This window comes from Streptomyces sp. NRRL WC-3626, from assembly GCF_000718785.1.
GTDB lineage: Bacteria > Actinomycetota > Actinomycetes > Streptomycetales > Streptomycetaceae > Streptomyces > Streptomyces edwardsiae.
Map to the genome: position 1 here is coordinate 1 of NZ_JOCA01000017.1, position 17,775 is coordinate 17,775.

Consider the following 17,775-nt stretch of genomic DNA (forward strand, 5'->3'; position numbering starts at 1 on the left):
CCCACGGTCCAGTTCTGCGCGGACGTCCCGTTGCAGTCGTAGAGCTGTACGGCCGTACCGTTGGCGGTGCCCGCACCGGCCACGTCCACACACTTGCCGCCGAGTCCGGTGATGCGTCCGGTGGCGGCAGCGGCGGCGCTCGCCGGGACGGAGTGGAGACCTGCCAGGAGGGCGGCGACGGCCGCCGTGCCGAGCGCGCCGCGCAGCGCGGGTCTGTTCAGAAGCGTCGTGGTCATGAGTCACTGTCCTTCTTGCCGCCGATGCCCGGCACGCGGCGGCAGTACCGCCTCCGACATGTCCAGGACATGCCAAAACGGCTGCGGACTCCGTGACGGCGGTGCGGCGGCAGGTGGGGGAGAGGATAGGAAACCTTACTTACTTCAGTCCGTGATTTAAGGAGTGACTGAAGCGCCTGTCAAGTGTTTGGTCCAGTCCAACTCGCGCCCGCGGCGCAGGAGTTCCCGAGGCCGCTCCCCGCTGTCGGTGAACGGCGCCCGCGCCCGCATCGCGTCAGGCCCTCCGCGCTTGCCTGGTCTATCGAATTTCGATAGCTTCCCATCGTAAGTCGATCGAAGCGTCCGCCTTCGACGTCCCGAAGGAGCACTCCCATGCCCACAACAGCCCGCCGCGAGGCAACCGTCGACACGGATGTCCTGGTGGTCGGCGCCGGCCTCGCCGGCCTGCACGTCGCCACCCTGCTCGCCCGGCAGGGCCACGATGTGCTCCTGGCCGAACGGCGCACCGCCCTCGGCGGCGCGATCCGCACCACCGGCATCTTCGTACGCAAGACACTCGACGACTTTCCGCTGCCCGACGAGCATCTCGGACCGCCGATCCGGCGCGTGGTGCTCTATCCGCCCGGTCTGCGCCGCCCCGTCGCTCTGGTCAGCGACCGTGACGAGTTCCGGGTGGGCGACATGGGGCCGCTGTACGAAACGGCGGCCACGGCGGCGGTCGACGCCGGTGTGCGACTGGCACTGGGCACGCGCTATGCCGGCCGGGACGGCGACACCTTCCGGCTGGTGGGGCGCGGCGGACCGGTCGCGGTCCGGGCGCGCTTCGTCGTCGGCGCCGACGGGGCCCGTTCGAGCGTCGCCCGCGACCTCGGCCTCGACCGCAACCGACACATGCTGGTCGGCGCCGAGGAGGTCTTCGCCGTACCGTCGAACGGCGAACCGCCGACCTTCCACTGCGTCCTCGACCCCTCCCTCGCCCCCGGCTACCTCGCCTGGGTGATACACGACGGGGAGCACGCCCATGTCGGGGTCGCCGGCTATGCCGAACGCTTCCCCCAGGGGCTGCGCCGCACCATGGAACGGTTCAGCGCGTCGGCCCCCGGACTGGACGGCGTACGGCGGCCCGAGTCGGTGGAACGGCGCGGCGGACCGATACCCGTCGGCGGGGTACTGCGGCGCATCGCCTGCGCCGACGGACTGCTGGTGGGGGACGCGGCGGGCGCGGTCTCCCCGCTCACCGCCGGTGGTCTTGACCCGTGTCTGCGCCTGTCGGAACTGGCCGCTTCCGTCCTCGACGAGGCACTGCGGTCGGGCGGCGCGGATTCCCTCGCCCACTACGACGGGGCCGCTCTGCGCGCCCGGTTCCGGGGCCGGCTCGGTATGCGCAGGGGCCTGGCGTACCTCCGGGCACCGGCCGCGGCCACGGCGGCGTTCGCCCTGCTGCGCACACCGCCCGGCCGGGCCGCCGCCGCCCGGGTCCTCTTCGGCGACCGCTCCTTCCCCGACCCGGCGCCGGCCGGTCAGACGCCGGTGAGCAGGGCGTCGAGCGGGGCGGGCACCCGCTCGGGCTGAAGGGCCTCGACGAGGACCCGGCCGTAGCGGATCTTGCGGCCCTTCTTGGTGCCCAGGAAGCGCCGCAGCCGTTCCTGTGCGCTACGGTCCCGTTGCGCGGGCTGGTTGAGGAAGGTCCGCAGGGGCCGCAGTTCGCCCTCCGCCCGGACCAGTTCCTCCACCCGGTCGACCCCCAGCGCGCGGATCAGCTCGTCCTCCAGATCCGCGGCACAGACGAAGAACTCCGCCCGCCCGGCACCGGCCCGCTCGAGTCCCCGGGCGTAGTAGCCGCGTTCGCCCTTGTCGCACAGCCCCGTCAGCCGCAGGCCCAGACCGGGCGGCCCCAGCAGCCGGGCGAAGCGCCCGATGTTCATCGCACCGCCCATCGGCAGGACGCAGACCCCCTCGGCCGCCAGGTCCCGGCCGCGGCGCGCGGCCAGTGCCTCGACCGCGGCGGCGTCGCTCAGCCCTTCGAGCAGGACCGCCGTCCGGACGCCGAGCCGCTCCGCCAGTTCGCGCGCCGGGTCGCCGGGACCGCCGGCGGCCCACGCGGCGACCGCGTCCCGGAACACCCTCATGTCAGCCATGAGAGGAGTCTGTCCCCTCCGAGGCCGCCGGCGACAGGTAATTACGGCCGGAGGGCGACACCGGCACCCGCGGCACCGGTGTCGCCGTCAAGGTCCGGCTATTGCACGCAGCCGATCGTGCCCACGGGGAAGTCGTTGCCCGACGACGTGGCCGTGAAGCCGAACGTCGTACTGCCGTCCGGAGCGATCACCCGGTTGTGATCGACGTTCCGTACCGTCACCGTGCCGTCGGAGCCCTTCGTCAGCGAACCGTTCCAGGCACTGCCGATCGTGGTCCCGGTACCGGGCTTCCACTGCACGGCCCAGCCGTTGAGCGGTGACGTCCCGTGGTTCATCACCTCGACGGAGCCCTGGAAACCGCCGCTCCAGGAGTTCACCACGGAGTAGACGGCCATGCACTCACCGGTGTGCGGGGGATCCGTCGGGTCCGGGTCCGTGGGGTCCGGGTCCGGGGTGCCGCCGTCGTCGCCGATGCCGGTGACCTCGCCGTTGCCGCCGTCGAAGACGACGTCGGAGCAGGAGAAGAAGTTCTCCTGGCTGTCCGAACGCACCCACTGCATGAAGATCAGCGCGTTGCCGGAACGCCCGGAGGGCAGCTTCAGATCCCAGTGATAGTGGCCGCCGTTGGCGCCCGGCGAACCCTGCTGGGGCGGGTTGGTGACGGTCTGGATGAGATCCAGGTCGTTCCAGCCCAGCTGGGAGGTGGGCGACCAGCCGGGCTTGGTGATGTAGACCCGGAAGTCACCGGGGTGGGCGGCCCAGTTGCTGTACTTCACGTTGATCGTCGCACCGGACGTCAGATGCGTGCGGGGCCAGTCGGAACGGGCCGCGTTGTAGGCGGAGAAGTCGTACGGGGACCGGTCGCCCGCGCTGCAGAGCGTGCCGTCCGGGACATAACCGGCGCCACGGCCGCCCGCGTTGGAGTCGAGCACGGCGAACCAGTTGTACAGCGCCGTCGACCCGCTCTGGTTCAGCGCGGCCTGGCACGCGGGGTTGTCCGGGTCCAGTGCGCCGGTGCCGGTGATGGCGTCCAGCTGACAGAGGTAGGTGCGCGATCCGGGCATCATCGCCACGCCGTGCGCCTGCGCGTCGTTCTGCCAGAGGAAACTCAGTCCGAGCCCTCCGAGGAGGGTGGCCAGTACCGCTGCCAGGGAGACGAATCTGCGTCGTAAGACCATGGAATCTCCTGTACCGGTGGTGGATGGGCGGGGATAGGTGGAAACCCCGCCCGTCCGGGGTGGGTGCCGACCGGACGGGCGGGGGGCTCGGATGAGCGCGGGGCCCGGGGGCCCGCCCTGCCGGCGCAGGGGGGAAGGGCGGGGCCCCGGGCCCGGGGGACGCGGCGGGGACGCGGCCCGCCGGTCGTGTCAGGCGGTCGCGCAGACGGTGCCGTTCAGGCTGAACCCGTTCGGCGGGGTGAAGGAGCCGCTGTAGGTGCCCTGGAAGCCGAAGTTCGCGCTCGCGCCGGGCGCGATCCGCCCGTTGGTGTCGAGCCCGCTCGCCGTGACCGCCCCGGAGGCGGGGGTGACGGAGGCGTTCCAGGCGTTGGTGACGCGCTGTCCGGAGGGGAGGGCGAAGGCGAGCTTCCAGCCGTCGACGGCGGACGAACCGGTGTTCCGCACGGTCACATCGGCCGTGAACCCGCCCGGCCAGACGTTCGTGGCGTACGACACCGAGCACGCGGCCGGACCACCCGGCTCCCCGGGCTCCTGCGGGCCGCCGCCACCGGTGTTCACCGTGGACGAGAAGGAGTCGACCGACAGCCCCGCACCGTTCTGCCACGGCTCGAAGCCCGCCTGGACACTCGTCAGATACCAGTCGTTCTGAGCCATCCCGCGCGCCACGGTCGCCCGGACGAAGTCCATGACGTCGAAGCTCCAGCCGCTCATCGCCGACGGCGCCACGAACGACAGAACGTCGTTGGTGCCGTTGCCGCCCGCCCACACCTCCCAGGTGCGCCCGCCGACACTCGCCGTGCCGGCCCGGGAACCGATCGGCTGGATCTGGCCCACCTTGTTCAGCCAGATCATGATCTCGGTCCGGTTCACCCCGTCGGTCCGGGGCGTCGGGTCCAGCCAGATGTCGTACGAGGCGTTGTACACGGCGTTGTCGACGAAGCCGTACGAGATGCTGCTGGGCGCGCTGGAGATGCCGCTGATCCGTGCCGGGAGGGCGGTGCCCGGCGAACAGTTGGTGTAGTGGCAGCCGTTGAAGACCGACGGATACGACTTCGGGGCCCCGTTGGTCGGCACCGAACCGTCGGCCCGGGTGACGCGGAAGCCGCTGTCCGTGGCGGTGACGCACTGGGTGGCGCTGGTGCCCCAGCGGTTGTTCTGGACGACGTAGCGCCCCTGGATCACGGTCGATCCGAACTGTTCGCAGACCGTGGTGTCGGCCTGGGCCGGCGCCGTCCCGGTCACCAGCGCCGCGAGCACGGCGAAAGCGGTGAGGAGCGTCGCCAACAGGCCGCGCGGGACCCGGGGTTGGTTCGGTAACCGTCGCATGAGGGGGACCTCTCCAGGAGGATGCGGGGGACCGGGCGGGAGCGCTCCCCTCTCCCCATTGATGGGAGCGCTCCCAGTTGTGTTTCGGAACGGGACTGTAGGAGCTACCCATGTCCCTGACAAGGCCGTGCGCGGGAAACTGTCGAATTCTTTTCGAAGCCGCAGGTCGGAGAGTTGATCCATCACGGGTTACGGCCTCGGGAGCGCTCCCGAAACATTCGGTGTGACGCGCACGGGTCAGGCGGAGTCGCGCAGCACCAGTTCGGTGCGGAGGATGACGTGCCGCCAGGCCACCTCCGGCTGCTCCATCTCCTCCAGGAGCAGCCGGACCATCGTCCGGCCGATCTCCTCCAGCGGCTGCCGCACCGTCGTCAGCTTCGGCGCCGTGTGCTGGGCGAGCGGGAAGTCGTCGAAGCCGATCACCGCCACGTCCTCCGGCACCCGGCGCCCGGCCGCCCGCAGGGCGTCGAGCGCGCCCGCGGCCATGGTGTCCGACGCGGCGAACACACCGTCGATCTCCGGTGCGCGCTCGATGAGTTCGGCCATCGCCCGGCGCCCGCTGTCCGCCGAGAAGTCCCCCTCGACGGTCCAGGAGTCCCGGTGCCCGACGCCCGCCCGTTCCAGCGCCTCGCGGTAGCCGCGCAGCCGGCACTGGGCCACGTACATGTCGAGCGGCCCCGTGATGGTGCCGACCGAGCGGCGGCCGAGTCCCAGCAGATGCGCCACCGCGCCGCGGGCGCCGCCGGTGTTGTCCGCGTCGACGTAGGTCACGCTCTCCTCGCCCGAACGCCGCCCCAGCAGCACCGTGGGCAGGCCGACCTCGGCCAGCATGTCGGGCAGCGCGTCCTCCGCGTGCACGGACATCAGCATCACGCCGTCGACCCGGCCGCCGCGCGCGTACTCCACGAGCCGCTGCCGTTCGGCGTCCGTGCGGACCAGGGTGAGCAGCAGCTGCACCTTGGTGTCGGTGAGCGCGTCGCCGACGGACCGGACGATCTCCGAGAAGAACGGCTCACCGAACTGCCGCCAGTCCGGCTCCGTCATGACCAGCGCGACGGCGTCGGCACGCCGGCCCGCCAGTGAACGGGCCGCCAGATTGGGCACGTAGCCCAGTTCGGCGATGGCACGCTGCACGGCACGGCGCGTCGAATCCTTCACGCCCGCCGCGTTGTTGATGACACGCGAGACGGTGCCCCGCCCCACACCCGCGAGCGCGGCCACCTCCTCCAGCGTCGGTGTGCCGGGACGCTGCCTGCTCATGACCACCCCCACGAGATCACTAGATCCTACGGCCACCGACGCCCCGAACGGCCTGTTCGTCGGCACACTTTGTGGCCGGCCGGTGACGGACTCTGGACAGCGGCCCCGGCGCTGTGCTGTCATCCCGACTGGTTCTTACAACGTTATAAGAGCCAGCTCTGCGCACCTCCCGGCCGGATCCAGGACGTCGAACAGGAGCCCCCCACATGCCCCTCGACAGACGCACCCTCCTCAGCGCGGGCGCCCTCGGCGTCGCCGCGCTCGGCGGCGCCCTCGCCCCGTCCGCGTCCGCCGCGCCCCGGCGGCCGGCGGCGGCGCCCGCGCCCGACGCCTTCCGCAAGCTGCCGTCCGGCAGCGTCACCGCGCGCGGCTGGCTCGCCGGCCAGCTGCGACTCCAACTCGACGGCCTGTGCGGCCGGTACGAGAGCTTCTCCCACTTCCTCGACTTCACGGCGACCGGCTGGGTGCATCCGGAGCGCGGCGGCTGGGAGGAGGTGCCGTACTGGCTGCGCGGCTATGTGCCACTGGCCGTCGCCACGGGGGACACGGCCGCCCTGGCCCGTTCCCGCGAGTGGATCGACGCGATCCTCGCCACCCAGCAGAGCGACGGCTTCTTCGGACCGCGCTCCCTGCGCACCTCACTCAACGGCGGGCCCGACTTCTGGCCGTTCCTGCCGCTCCTGCAAGCCCTGCGCACCCACGAGGAGTTCACGCACGACGAGCGTGTCGTGCCGTTCCTCGTCCGGTTCCTGCGGTTCATGAACGCCCAGGGCCCCGGCGCCTTCGACACCAGCTGGATCTCCTACCGCTGGGGCGACGGGCTCGACATCGCCGTATGGCTGTACCGGCGTACCGGGGAGCCGTTCCTGCTCGATCTGGCCGCCAAGATGCACACCCACGGCGCCGACTGGACGGGCGCCACCCCCACCCGGCACAACGTCAACATCGCCCAGGGCTTCCGCGAACCCGCCCAGTACGGACAGATCGCGGGCTTGGACGAACTGACCCGGGCGACCTACCGCGCCTACGACGACGTCATGAACGCCTACGGGCGGTTCCCCGGCGGCGGCATGGCGGGCGACGAGAACTACCGGCCCGGATTCGACGACCCCCGGCAGGGCTTCGAGACCTGCGGGATCGTCGAGTTCATGGCCAGCCACGAACTCCTCACCCGGATCACCGGCGACCCCGTCTGGGCGGACCGCTGCGAGGACCTGGCCTTCAACATGCTGCCCGCCTCCCTCGACCCGCGGGGCCGTTCCATCCACTACGTCACCAGCGCCAACAGCGTCGACCTCGACAACAGGACCAAGACACAGGGGCAGTTCCAGAACGGCTTCGCCATGCAGGCCTTCCACCCCGGTGTCGACCAGTACCGCTGCTGTCCGCACAACTACGGCATGGGCTGGCCGTACTTCACCGAGGAGCTGTGGCTCAGCAGCCCCGACGGCGGTCTCGCCGCCGCGATGTACGCGCCGAGCCGGGTGCGCGCACAGGTCGCGGGCGGCACCACCGTGACCGTCACCGAGGACACCGGCTACCCCTTCACCGAGACCGTCACCCTCACCGTGTCCACCCCGCGCCCGGTGCGCTTCCCGCTGCGGCTGCGCGTGCCCGGATGGTGCCGGGGACCCGAACTGCGCGTCGACGGCCGCCTCTCGAGTGCGCCCGACGGTCCTGCCTGGGCCTCGGTGAACCGCACCTGGCACGACGGCGACGTGGTGACCCTGCGGCTGCCCCAGCGGACCGAACTGCGCCACTGGCCCGAGCAGCACGGCGCCGTCAGCGTCCAGCACGGCCCGCTCACCTACTCCCTGAAGATCGGCGAACGGTACGACCGCTACGCGGGCGACGACACCTTCCCCGAGTACGAGGTGCACGCCACCTCCGCCTGGAACTACGGCCTCACCCCCTCGCCCCGCCTCACCCTCGACCGCGCGGGCGGGCCCGTCCCCAACAACCCCTTCACCCACGACACCACTCCGGTCCGTATCACCGCCGACGCCCGGCGTATCGACGCGTGGATCGCGGACGACGAGCATGTCGTCGCACCGCTGCAGGACGGACCCGCGCGCAGCGACGCGCCCGTGGAGACCGTCACCCTGATCCCCATGGGCGCGGCGCGACTGCGCGTCACGGCCTTCCCCACCGCGTCGCCCGACGGACGGGCCTGGACGCCGGAACCGCCGTTCAAACGGCTGCAGAACCGGAACAGCGCGAAGGTCCTCGCCGTCGACGGGATGTCCACCGAGAACAGCGCACGCGTCGTCCAGTTCGACAACACCGGCACGGGCGATCACGCCTGGCAGCTCGTGGACCGGGGCGAGGGCTGGTACCTGATCCGCAACGGGCACAGCGGCAAGGTCCTCGGCGTCGACAACATGTCCACCGCGAACAGCGCACGCGTCGTGCAGTACGAGGACAACGGCACCGCCGACCACCTCTGGACGTTCGTCGACAACGGCGACGGCTGGTACCGCGTCCGCAACCGCAACAGCGGCAAGGTCCTCGGCGTCGACAACATGTCCACCGGCAACAGCGCACAGGTCGTCCAGTACGACGACAACGGCACCGCGGACCATCTGTGGCGCTTCCTGTGAGCCGGTGACGCCACGGTCCGCCCGGCACCTCCCCGCCGGGCGGACCACGGCCGGTCAGCCGCCGTGCGTGCCGGCGCTGCGATAGCCGGTGTACGTGTACGGGTTGTCCAGCACCTTCGTCTCGGGGATGCCCGGGTTCATACCGCGCTCCCACGCCTCGCCGCCCAGCCGGTCCCGGAGGTGCCCGACCGTCGCCTCGACCGTCCGGCGTGCCTTCACCAGGTCGACGCCGACCAGCCGGTGGTCGTACTTGACGACCCGGCCGTCCACGACGACGGTGTGCACATCCGCCCGCTGCGCCTGGAAGGCCACATGGCCGTACGGGTTGAGCAGCGGGAACATCACGGGCGAGTGGTCGTTCCTGATCAGGACGACGTCGGCCTTCCTGCCGGCCTCGAGCGAACCCACCGTGCCGTCCAGGCCCAGCGCCCGTGCCCCGCCGCGCGTCGCCCACTCCACGACCTGCTCGGCCCGCAGATGGGCGTGGGTCACCGTCTCGCCGACGGCGTGCGCCTCCAGATGCTCGCGTGCCCGGTCGGCGCCGAGGGTGGCCCGCATCGCCGAGAACAGGTCACCGCTCCACCACACACTCGTGTCCATGGACAGCGAGACGGGGATGCCGTGGGCGCGCAGGGCCCAGGTAGGCGGATAGCCCTGCCCGCAGCTCTGCTCGCTCTCCGTCGACACCGACACGGAGCCGCCCGTGGCCGCGATGCGGTGGTAGGAGTCGGCGTCGAGGGTGGCGGCGTGCACATAGACGGTGCCGGGGGTCATGAAACCGTGGTCGTGCATCAGACGGATGCCGTTGTCGTCGGTGGCGCCCCACACGCCCGCGTGCGTGGTCACCGTGGCACCCAGTTCGCGGGCCACCTCGAACGCGGCCTTCTCCGGGAAGGCGGGATCGCCGGTGACGTCGAAGGCCATCTGGAAGCCCAGCATGTCGTCACCGCGGAAGCGGCGGGCGACGAAGTCGCGGAACTCCGGTGCCGCCGACCACTCCCAGGGCGCCGCCTGGATGTTGCCGTAGGCGAGGACGAACCGGCCGGGCACCTCCTCCAGGGCGTCGACGGCGGCGTCCGCGTGCTGCACCGTCTGCAGACCGTGCGACCAGTCCACGGTCGTGGTCACACCCGCGTCCAGTGCCTCGATCGCCGACAGCAGGTTGCCCGCGTACACGTCCTCGGGCCGGAAGTGCCCGCCGTGCTCGAGGTAGTACCAGACGAAGTACTGGGTGAGGGTCCAGTCGGCGCCGTAGCCGCGCATCGCGGTCTGCCACATGTGCCGATGGGTGTCGATCATGCCCGGCATCACGATGCCGCCGGTCGCGTCGATCTCGGCGGTGCCCTCCGGGACCGCCAGGGACGGGCCGACCGCCTCGACACGCTTTCCCACGACCAGGACGTCCGCCCCGGTGAGGACGGTCCTCCGGTCGTCCATGGTGAGGACGGTCCCGCCCCGGAACACCACGGGTGAGCCCGGTGCGGGGGCGCTCCCGCTTCCGCTCGGACCACTGGCCACGTTCATACGAATCCTCCGGGTCGGTGCCGCCGGGCCGCAGGTGGTGCGCCACTCCGCCCATCGGCGCGGACGATTGTCCGTGTGTCGGACAACGGAGCGATGGCGTAACGATGTGTCGGTTCCACGGAGCCTGTCAATACTCCGTGCGGACCCGCACCGCCGACACCGGCCGGGGAACGGGTGCACGGTCCGCCCTGCGGACGGCGCGGCCCCGGGGGAGCTACGCTCGGGTCCGGGCGCCCGGCGGCGTCCGGACCCCCGAGCACCAGGAGCTCCACGTGCCGCGTCGCGACGACGACCCGAACTTCATCGAGGCGATCGCCCGCGGATTCGACGTCATCAAGGCGTTCGATCCGCACACACCCGTCATGAGCCTCACCGAGGTGGCCACCGCCACCGGCCTGGCCCGCCCCACCGCACGCCGCATCCTGCTGACCCTGGAGTCACTGGGCTATGTGCGCACGCTCCCGGCCGGCGGCTTCACCCTCACCGCCCGTGTGCTCGAACTCGGACTCACCTATGTACAGGCCATGGGGTTGTGGGGGGTCGCCCGTCCGCACATGGAGCGGCTGGTCGCCCGTACCCATGAGTCGACGTCCGTCGCCCAGCTCGACGGTTCCGACGTCGTCTACGTCGCCCGGGTCGCCGTACCCAAGATCATCGCGCTGGCCGTGAGCATCGGCACCCGGTTCCCCGCCGCCCAGACCTCCCTGGGCAAGGTGCTGCTCGCCGGACTGGAGCCGGAGGAACTGGACGAGGCGCTGGCCGAGCCGAGCCGGTCCGCGGCCCTGCCCCGCCACCGGTTCGACCGCGCCGGACTGGACGCGACCCTGCAGGAGGTACGGGCCAGGGGCTGGTCCCTGACCGACCAGGAACTCGCCGCCGGGATCCGCTCGGTGGCGGCACCCCTGCGCGACGGCGACGGCCGGGTGATCGCCGCGATGAACGTCACCGTCCACGCCGCCGAGACCCCGGTGGAGAAACTCCGGGACGAGTACCTCCCCCTGCTGCTGCGGGCCGCGGGGGAGGTGAGCGCCGACTTCGCCCGCTACGGCGCGATCCCGCGCACCCCGGTGACCTGAATCTTCTGCCCCGCCCTTGACGGACCGCCCGGACCACTCCGACACTGCCGGTCAGCGGACAGTCGTCCGCACAGCGATCAAGGGAGTGCTCAAGGATGGCGGACGAAGCGTCTCGGTCCGGCGACGGCGGCGCCCCCGGGCCCCTGGACGGACTGCTGGTCGCCGACTTCTCCCGTATCCTCGCGGGCCCCTACGCCACCATGCTGCTGGCCGACCTGGGCGCCGACGTCATCAAGGTGGAGGGGCCGCGGGGCGACGACACCCGCACCTGGCTCCCCCCGGTGCGCGGAGACGTGTCCACCTACTACCTGGCCGTCAACCGCAACAAACGGTCCCTGGTCCTGGACCTGAAGGACGACACCGACGCGGCGCTGGCCCGGGAACTCGCCGCCCGCGCCGATGTGGTGATCGAGAACTTCAAACCCGGCGGACTCGACCGCTACGGCCTGGGCCACGACGCCGTCCGCTCCGCCAACCCGCGCGTCATCTACGCGTCGATCAGCGCGTTCGGCTCCCAGGCGGACCCCTCGCTGCCGGGATACGACCTGATGGTGCAGGCGATCTCCGGTCTGATGAGCCTGACCGGCGACCCGGACGGGCCGCCCTACCGGGCCGGCATCTCGGTCTTCGACGTGATGACCGGCATGCACGCCTCCATCGGCATCCTCGCCGCCCTGCACCACCGCGACCGCACCGGCGAGGGCCAGCACGTGGAGGTCGACCTCCTCTCCTCGGCCCTGTCCGGCCTGGTCAACCACTCCAGCGCCCATGTGGCCGGCGGCGAGGTCCCGCACCGGATGGGCAACGCCCACCCGAGCCTGTTCCCGTACGAGCCGCTGCCCGTCGCCGACGGCGAACTCATCGTCATCGCCGGGAACGACGGCCAGTTCGCGAAGCTGTGCGACGTACTCGGCCTCCCGGACCTCCCGGCGGATCCGCGCTTCGCCCGCAACCAGGACCGCACCGCCCACCGCGACCAGCTCCGGCCACTGCTGGTGGAGGCCCTCGCCGGGCACACCAGGAACGACCTCTTCCGCAAGCTGCTGGCCGCCGGTGTGCCCTGTGCGCCCATCAACTCCATCGCCGAAGGGGTCGCGTTCGCCGAGGAGATCGGCCTGCACCCGGTGGTCCAGGCGGGCGAGGGCCCGGCCGCGGTACCCACCGTGCGCCACCCCATCACCTTCTCGGCCACCCCGCCGCGCTACCGGCTGCCCCCGCCCGGCCTGAACGCCGACGGCGCGGAACTGCGCGCCTGGCTCACGGACCCGCGCCCGCCCGGCTGAACCGTCCCCGAACCTGTCGACCCGCCCTGCCGACCCGCCCCCGAACCCGTCGGTCCGTCCCCGAGGAGCAGCCCCCGTGCAGCATCCGGCCAACGGCCAGTCGCCGCAGTACCCCACGTCGCTGGGCACCTCCGACGCCGACACCATCACCCTGCTCGGCCACGACCTGGCCGGTGAGCTGATGGGACGGGTCGGCTTCGGGGAACTGGCGCTGTGGCTGGTCACCCAGCGCCGCCCCGAACCCGGCGAGGTCCGGGTCTTCGAGGCCGTCCTCGTCGCCCTGGCCGACCACGGATTCACCCCCACCGCCCTCGCCACCCGGCTCACCTATCTGTCCGCCCCCGACTCCGTCCAGGGAGCGCTCGCGGCGGGACTCCTCGGCGGCGGCTCACGCTTCCTCGGCGTGACCGAGGACTGCGGGGCCTTCCTGCACGAGGCCCTGACCGCGCACGAGGGACGGCTGCCCGGCGACACCGACGACGCGGGCTGGGACCGGCTCGCGCTGGAGACGGTACGGGCCGCGCGCGCCGAACGGCGGCTCGTCCCCGGACTCGGACACCCCGTGCACAAGATCCGGGACCCGCGCACCCCGGTCCTGCTGGCCATCGCGGAGGAGAACGGGCACAAGGGCCCCCATCTGCGCCTCTTCGAGGCCGTCGGCCGCGTCCACCCACAGGTGCTCGGCCGCACCCTCCCGCTCAACGGCGCCGGGGTGTGCGGCGCGGCCCTCGCCGACCTGGGACTCCCTATCGGTCTGCTGCGCGGATTCGCCCTGCTGGCCCGTACGGCCGGACTCCTCGGGCACCTCGCCGAGGAACAGCGCTCCCCGCTCGGCATGGACGTCTACCTCTCCGTCGACCGCAACGCCCGGTACGTCGCCCCGCCGGGCGACTGACCCACGTACGGCCGCGACGCGGCACCCGCAGGCACCACTCCCGACCCGTGCATCCCACGAAGGACACACCATGGCAGAGCTGGTCGCGGTCATCGCCTCCACTCATCACCCCTTCTACTACCGGGCCAGCACCGCGACCGGCGACGACCGGCCCCCGTTCGCCGACACCTGGGTGGCGAAGATCGAGAAGTTCCGGGAGACCCTGACCCGGGCCCGCCCCGACGTCCTGGTCATGGTCGGCTCCGACCACTTCCACCAGCTGTGGCTGGACAACATGCCGCAGTTCCTGGTCGGCAAGGCGCCGTTCTACGACGCCAACTTCTACAACGAGGAACGCGAGTTCGGACTGCCCCGGATGGTGCTGCGCGGGCACGAGGAACTCTCCGCGCATGTACTGCGCGAGGGCCTCGACGCGGGCTTCGACCTCGCCTTCAGCAACGAGCTGCGGATCGACCACTCGATCACCTGCCCGATCATCACCCTGCGGCCCCAGGCCGACCTGCCGATCGTGCCGGTGTACACCAACATCTTCGCGCCGCCGCTGCCCCGGCCGACACGGTTCGTCCAGCTCGGCCGCGCGCTGCGCGAGATCATCGAGAGCTGGCCGGCCGACCAGCGTGTCGCCGTCATCGGCACCGGACATCTCTCCCTCGAACTCGGCGGTCCCCGCCAGTTCGGCGAGCACGGCCCCGACCCCGAGTTCGACCGCAGGGCCGTCGAATGGATCGCGAGCGGCGACATCGAGGGCTGTCTCTCCGAGGTCACCCTCGACAGCCTGCACCGCCCGGGCAACGCCACCCACGGCTTCATGGACTTCATGCTGATGATGGGCGTCGCCGGCGAGGGCGTCCGGGCCGACCACGTCGACACCCTCGATCTGTTCCACACCATGGAGGCCTACTTCACCTGGTACCCGAAGGGGGTTCCGGCATGAGCAAGTACCTGGTGAACAAGTTCCTCTTCACCGTCGACCGAGACCCCGAGCTGGTCGAGCGCTACCGGGACGACCCGCGCGCCACCGTCACCTGGTGGGAGGCCACCCAGGCCAACACCCTGCTGAACTGCGTCGGCGCGGAGGCGTCGACCTGGCTGCGGTTCGAGGACGCGGAACGCGAGGCCCTCGCGACCCACGACCACCCGGCGCTCTTCGCGCTCGGCGCCCACCCCTTCCTCACCCTCACCCTCTTCATCGCCCTGTTCGAGCGCGATCACGAGGGGCTGGAGTACCAGAAGTGGTACGGCGAACGCCTGAGCCACTTCTCCCTCCCGTACCCGGACATCGCGACATGAACGCCGGTCTGCTGCTTCTGCGGCTGCTGCTGGCGGGACTGCTGGCCGGCCACGCGGCCCAGAAACTGCTGGGCCGGTTCCGTGGCCTGGGACCCGACGGCACCGCGCCCGTCTTCGAGAGCTGGGGCTTTCGCCCGGGCCGGCCTCTCGTCCTGCTCGCCGGCACCTGCGAACTCACCGGCGCCGCCCTGATCGCCTCGGGCACGGCCACACCGCTTGCCGCGTCCGTCGTCATGGGCACCATGATCGTCGCCGCCGCCCCCAACCACCCGAACGGCCTCTGGGCCCACCTCGGCGGCTACGAGGTCCCGTTCGTCTACGGCGCGTTGGCGTTCGTCCTGGCGACGACCGGCCCCGGCGCCTGGTCGGTCGACCACGCCGCCGGTATGGACGGCGCCTCGGGCCCCCTCTGGGCCCTCGCGGCCGCGGCCGTCGCCGTCACGGCGGCGATCCCCGCCCTGACCCTGCGCCGCCGCAACCTGCGCACCACGGCACCCGCCCCGGGAACGGCGGAGCGGGACGCATAGGAGCCCGGTCCTCTCCTACGGCCTGGCGAGCTGCTCGCGCACCCACGCGGGATCGGGGTTGACGTGCGTACGGCCCCCGACGACGACCGTCGGTACGGTCTCGTCGCCGTCGTTGGCCGCCCGTACCTCCGCCGCTCCCTCCGGGTCGCGCCAGATGTCGACCCAGTGCAGCCGCCGGGCGTCACGGCCCAGACGGGCGCGCAGGCGCAGACAGTAGGTGCAGCCGGGGCGCCAGTAGACGACCGGGCGGCCGTCGGCCGCGCTGCGGCGCCGGGCCTCCCGCGCGCCGACCGAACGCGGGAAGACCAGCGGCGAGTTCATGCCCGCGAACAGGAGCATCACCAGCAGGAGGGCCGCGCCCGCACCGGCACGGCCCGTGAGGAGCAGCCCGGCCGCGACGGCCGAGCCGCACAGCACCATCAGCATCGGCAGGATCCATGCGCGCATCATGAACACGCAGGCTACCGCCGGTCCCTCAGACCGCCCCCACCCGGAACGTGGTCGTGTACAGCCGTTCCTCGTCCGGCTCCAGGAAGGTCATCGTGCCGTCCTCGCGGGCCGCCGTCTCGCCCCGCACATGGTGCGTGGACGGCTCGAAGCCCACCGCGTAGGCGCCCTCGCGCAGATGCATCCACTGGAAGAAGGACGGGAACTGTGCCGTGTCGTACTCCAACTCGAAGTAGACGCCGAGGCGTTCGTTGACCAGCCGGGGCCTGACCAGGCCGGCCGCGTCCGGTTCCAGCGCGTGCTCGTAGACCTGCTCCACGAAACCCGGCAGCGGCCCCGGCAGGTCCGTGTTCGAGACACCCTGCTCGGCGACGCTGTCGCTCTGCCACAGCGTCCGGTGCGGCGGCAGTTCGTAGCGCGCGCCCTCGTCCAGGAAGGGCCAGCCGACGTTGACGTGGTACAGGTACATGTGCGGCGTCGGATCGAAGCCCGCGTTGCGCACCCGGTCGGTCAGCCGGATCTCCGTACCGCCGAGGTCGGCCTCGATACGGCGGGTGAGCCGCAGATGCTCGCCGAAGACCGCGGCCTGCCGCACCTCGCCCTCGGCCCACAGCACACAGCGGCCGTCGTCCTCCCACCGCTCGCCGTACCCGGTCAGCCGGGCCGGCAGATTGCCGACCCGCCCGTGCAGGGCGTGCACGGCCGTGCGCCGGGGCGGATAGCGGTACTGCGAGGCGTCCACCTCGGCGCCGAAGAGGGTGTGGTCGAGGCCCGCGGTGAGCAGCAGCCCCGAGAAGCTGCGCATCATCGACAGGCCGTCGTCGTCGCGGTACTCGTGCAGACCGGGGTGCCGGAAACCGGTCGCGGACCGCCAGCCGAAGCCCCGGCCCTCGAACTCCGCGCCGCCCAGGTCCATCGCCCGGTCCACCAGCACGTCGAAGGAGAGCCCCGCGCCCGTACGGAACTCCAGTGCGCGGATGCCGCGTTCGGTGCCGTCGTCCAGGACGACGGACCGTACGCCCCCCGCCGCGCCCAGATCGCCCGCGAGCCGTGCCAGCGACCGACGGTCGTAGGAACGTCCGTTCAGCTTCACGACATCACCCACCCTCCGTTGACCTCGACGCACTGACCGGTGACGAACGAGGCGTCCGGCCCGGCGAGGAACGACACCACCGACGCCAGCTCCTCAGGGCGCCCGCGCCGCTTCAGCGCCTGGTGGTCCAGCACATGCGCCCGGTACGCCTCCGGGTCCTCGTGGATCTCCTCGGCAGCCGTGGGGAACGCGCCGGGGGAGACGCAGTTGACGCGGATCTCCTCGGGCCCCAGCTCACGGGCGAGGGCGCGGGTGAACGCGACGGCCGCGCCCTTGGTGGAGACGTACGCGGCCAGCGAGTCCCAGCCGCCGTGCATCGTGATCGACGCGATGTTCACGATCGCCCCGCCGCCCGTGCCGGCCATGCGCCGCGCGGCGGCCTGCGCGGCCACCCAGTACGCGCGCTGGTTGACCGCCACCACCTCCTCGTACTCGGCGAGCGGCACCTCGAGGAACGGCCTGGCCGGATACACGGCGGCGTTGTTCACCAGGACACGCGGCGTGCCCAGCTCGGCCGCCGTCCGCTCGACGGCGTCCTCGATCGCCGCCGCGTCCCGCAGATCGGTGGTCAGGGCCAGTGCCCGCGCACCGGCCTTCTCCACCAGCGCGGCGGTCCGCTCCAGTGCCTCGGTGTCACGGTCCAGTACGGCGACGTCGTGGCCGTCGGCGGCCAGGCGGGCGGCGATCGCCCGGCCCAGGGCGCCGCCGGCGCCGGTCACGAGCGCTGCTCGGGGTTGTCTCATCGGTGGATCCCATCTTCCCGGTGCCGGCCGGGCGCCGAGGGGCGGATGCATGGCGTTGACACTGCGAGCGGTGCCCGCTTAGCGTGAATGTTAGCGCTACCGATAGCGCTAACAACAGGGTGCGGGACAAGGAAGGCGGCTCTCACGGGCCGCCGGTCC

Annotated in this window: 17 protein-coding genes; 8 read left to right on the forward strand and 9 right to left on the reverse strand. The window is 71.8% G+C overall.

The window, feature by feature from the left end; genetic code table 11:
* A partial coding sequence (locus tag IF28_RS0123885) for a ricin-type beta-trefoil lectin domain protein (protein ID WP_030223950.1) occupies positions 1–236 on the reverse strand: 236 nt, incomplete at its 3' end.
* A gap of 372 nt (positions 237–608) precedes the next feature.
* Here IF28_RS0123885 and IF28_RS0123890 point away from each other — a divergent pair.
* Positions 609–1,808, forward strand: a complete 1,200-nt coding sequence (locus IF28_RS0123890; RefSeq protein WP_051713852.1) for an NAD(P)/FAD-dependent oxidoreductase — start codon at positions 609–611, stop codon at positions 1,806–1,808.
* Here IF28_RS0123890 and IF28_RS0123895 read toward each other — a convergent pair.
* The 4 genes from IF28_RS0123895 to IF28_RS0123910 all read right to left on the reverse strand — a co-directional run bounded on the left by IF28_RS0123895 (position 1,757) and on the right by IF28_RS0123910 (position 6,138).
* On the reverse strand, positions 1,757–2,374 hold the full coding sequence (locus tag IF28_RS0123895) for a TOPRIM nucleotidyl transferase/hydrolase domain-containing protein (RefSeq protein WP_030223952.1): 618 nt from the start codon (positions 2,372–2,374) through the stop codon (positions 1,757–1,759). The genes IF28_RS0123890 and IF28_RS0123895 overlap by 52 nt on opposite strands.
* 98 nt (positions 2,375–2,472) lie before the next feature.
* Positions 2,473–3,552, reverse strand: coding sequence for a lytic polysaccharide monooxygenase auxiliary activity family 9 protein (locus IF28_RS0123900; protein ID WP_030223953.1), 1,080 nt, complete (start codon positions 3,550–3,552; stop codon positions 2,473–2,475).
* 189 nt (positions 3,553–3,741) lie between these two features.
* Complete coding sequence (locus tag IF28_RS0123905; protein ID WP_030223956.1) at positions 3,742–4,878, reverse strand: GH12 family glycosyl hydrolase domain-containing protein; 1,137 nt, start codon at positions 4,876–4,878, stop codon at positions 3,742–3,744.
* 237 nt (positions 4,879–5,115) lie between these two features.
* On the reverse strand, positions 5,116–6,138 hold the full coding sequence (locus IF28_RS0123910) for a LacI family DNA-binding transcriptional regulator (protein WP_030223958.1): 1,023 nt from the start codon (positions 6,136–6,138) through the stop codon (positions 5,116–5,118).
* Between the two features lie 206 nt (positions 6,139–6,344).
* Between IF28_RS0123910 and IF28_RS0123915 the strand changes: the two genes are divergently transcribed.
* On the forward strand, positions 6,345–8,738 hold the full coding sequence (locus IF28_RS0123915) for an RICIN domain-containing protein (protein ID WP_030223960.1): 2,394 nt from the start codon (positions 6,345–6,347) through the stop codon (positions 8,736–8,738).
* Positions 8,739–8,792: 54 nt separating this feature from the next.
* Here the strand turns inward: IF28_RS0123915 and IF28_RS0123920 are convergent, their stop codons facing one another.
* Complete coding sequence (locus tag IF28_RS0123920; RefSeq protein WP_234325332.1) at positions 8,793–10,175, reverse strand: amidohydrolase family protein; 1,383 nt, start codon at positions 10,173–10,175, stop codon at positions 8,793–8,795.
* A gap of 359 nt (positions 10,176–10,534) precedes the next feature.
* Here IF28_RS0123920 and IF28_RS0123925 point away from each other — a divergent pair, with 359 nt between their 5' ends.
* From IF28_RS0123925 to IF28_RS0123950, 6 genes are all read left to right on the forward strand, one after another.
* A complete protein-coding gene (locus IF28_RS0123925; RefSeq protein ID WP_030223964.1) occupies positions 10,535–11,338 on the forward strand; it encodes an IclR family transcriptional regulator domain-containing protein in 804 nt (267 codons plus the stop codon).
* A gap of 95 nt (positions 11,339–11,433) precedes the next feature.
* Positions 11,434–12,621 carry a CaiB/BaiF CoA transferase family protein gene (locus IF28_RS0123930; RefSeq protein WP_051713854.1) on the forward strand — a complete coding sequence of 396 codons (1,188 nt, stop codon included), beginning with the start codon at positions 11,434–11,436 and terminating at the stop codon, positions 12,619–12,621.
* A 76-nt stretch (positions 12,622–12,697) separates the two neighbouring features.
* Positions 12,698–13,516: a citryl-CoA lyase gene (locus IF28_RS0123935; RefSeq protein WP_030223967.1), complete on the forward strand. Its 819-nt coding sequence runs from the start codon at positions 12,698–12,700 to the stop codon at positions 13,514–13,516.
* 70 nt (positions 13,517–13,586) lie between these two features.
* Positions 13,587–14,450: an extradiol ring-cleavage dioxygenase gene (locus IF28_RS0123940; protein ID WP_030223969.1), complete on the forward strand. Its 864-nt coding sequence runs from the start codon at positions 13,587–13,589 to the stop codon at positions 14,448–14,450.
* Positions 14,447–14,806: a hypothetical protein gene (locus tag IF28_RS0123945; protein WP_030223971.1), complete on the forward strand. Its 360-nt coding sequence runs from the start codon at positions 14,447–14,449 to the stop codon at positions 14,804–14,806. The genes IF28_RS0123940 and IF28_RS0123945 overlap by 4 nt, the downstream gene beginning before the upstream one ends.
* Positions 14,803–15,333 (forward strand): DoxX family protein, encoded by a 531-nt coding sequence (locus IF28_RS0123950; protein ID WP_051713855.1) that lies wholly within the window; start codon positions 14,803–14,805, stop codon positions 15,331–15,333. The genes IF28_RS0123945 and IF28_RS0123950 overlap by 4 nt, the downstream gene beginning before the upstream one ends.
* A 15-nt stretch (positions 15,334–15,348) precedes the next feature.
* Here the strand turns inward: IF28_RS0123950 and IF28_RS0123955 are convergent, their stop codons facing one another.
* The 3 genes from IF28_RS0123955 to IF28_RS0123965 are packed head-to-tail and all read right to left on the reverse strand — an operon-like array spanning position 15,349 to position 17,616.
* Entirely contained in the window at positions 15,349–15,783 is a 435-nt protein-coding gene (locus IF28_RS0123955; RefSeq protein ID WP_030223973.1) for a glutaredoxin domain-containing protein, read from the reverse strand.
* Between the two features lie 25 nt (positions 15,784–15,808).
* A complete protein-coding gene (locus IF28_RS0123960) occupies positions 15,809–16,873 on the reverse strand; it encodes an aldose 1-epimerase family protein (protein ID WP_030223974.1) in 1,065 nt (354 codons plus the stop codon).
* Positions 16,870–17,616, reverse strand: a complete 747-nt coding sequence (locus IF28_RS0123965) for an SDR family NAD(P)-dependent oxidoreductase (protein WP_030223975.1) — start codon at positions 17,614–17,616, stop codon at positions 16,870–16,872. Before IF28_RS0123965 ends, IF28_RS0123960 begins: the two co-directional genes overlap by 4 nt.
* Between the last annotated feature and the right edge of the window lie 159 nt (positions 17,617–17,775).

What these genes read in the sequence shown, in the direction of transcription:
- IF28_RS0123890 (WP_051713852.1), top strand. Translation starts at nt 609, where the DNA reads ATGCCCACAACAGCCCGCCGCGAGGCAACCGTCGACACGGATGTCCTG.
- IF28_RS0123895 (WP_030223952.1), bottom strand. Translation starts at nt 2,374, where the DNA reads ATGGCTGACATGAGGGTGTTCCGGGACGCGGTCGCCGCGTGGGCCGCC.
- IF28_RS0123900 (WP_030223953.1), bottom strand. Translation starts at nt 3,552, where the DNA reads ATGGTCTTACGACGCAGATTCGTCTCCCTGGCAGCGGTACTGGCCACC.
- IF28_RS0123905 (WP_030223956.1), bottom strand. Translation starts at nt 4,878, where the DNA reads ATGCGACGGTTACCGAACCAACCCCGGGTCCCGCGCGGCCTGTTGGCG.
- IF28_RS0123910 (WP_030223958.1), bottom strand. Translation starts at nt 6,138, where the DNA reads ATGAGCAGGCAGCGTCCCGGCACACCGACGCTGGAGGAGGTGGCCGCG.
- IF28_RS0123915 (WP_030223960.1), top strand. Translation starts at nt 6,345, where the DNA reads ATGCCCCTCGACAGACGCACCCTCCTCAGCGCGGGCGCCCTCGGCGTC.
- IF28_RS0123920 (WP_234325332.1), bottom strand. Translation starts at nt 10,175, where the DNA reads ATGGACGACCGGAGGACCGTCCTCACCGGGGCGGACGTCCTGGTCGTG.
- IF28_RS0123930 (WP_051713854.1), top strand. Translation starts at nt 11,434, where the DNA reads ATGGCGGACGAAGCGTCTCGGTCCGGCGACGGCGGCGCCCCCGGGCCC.
- IF28_RS0123940 (WP_030223969.1), top strand. Translation starts at nt 13,587, where the DNA reads ATGGCAGAGCTGGTCGCGGTCATCGCCTCCACTCATCACCCCTTCTAC.
- IF28_RS0123945 (WP_030223971.1), top strand. Translation starts at nt 14,447, where the DNA reads ATGAGCAAGTACCTGGTGAACAAGTTCCTCTTCACCGTCGACCGAGAC.
- IF28_RS0123950 (WP_051713855.1), top strand. Translation starts at nt 14,803, where the DNA reads ATGAACGCCGGTCTGCTGCTTCTGCGGCTGCTGCTGGCGGGACTGCTG.
- IF28_RS0123955 (WP_030223973.1), bottom strand. Translation starts at nt 15,783, where the DNA reads ATGATGCGCGCATGGATCCTGCCGATGCTGATGGTGCTGTGCGGCTCG.
- IF28_RS0123965 (WP_030223975.1), bottom strand. Translation starts at nt 17,616, where the DNA reads ATGAGACAACCCCGAGCAGCGCTCGTGACCGGCGCCGGCGGCGCCCTG.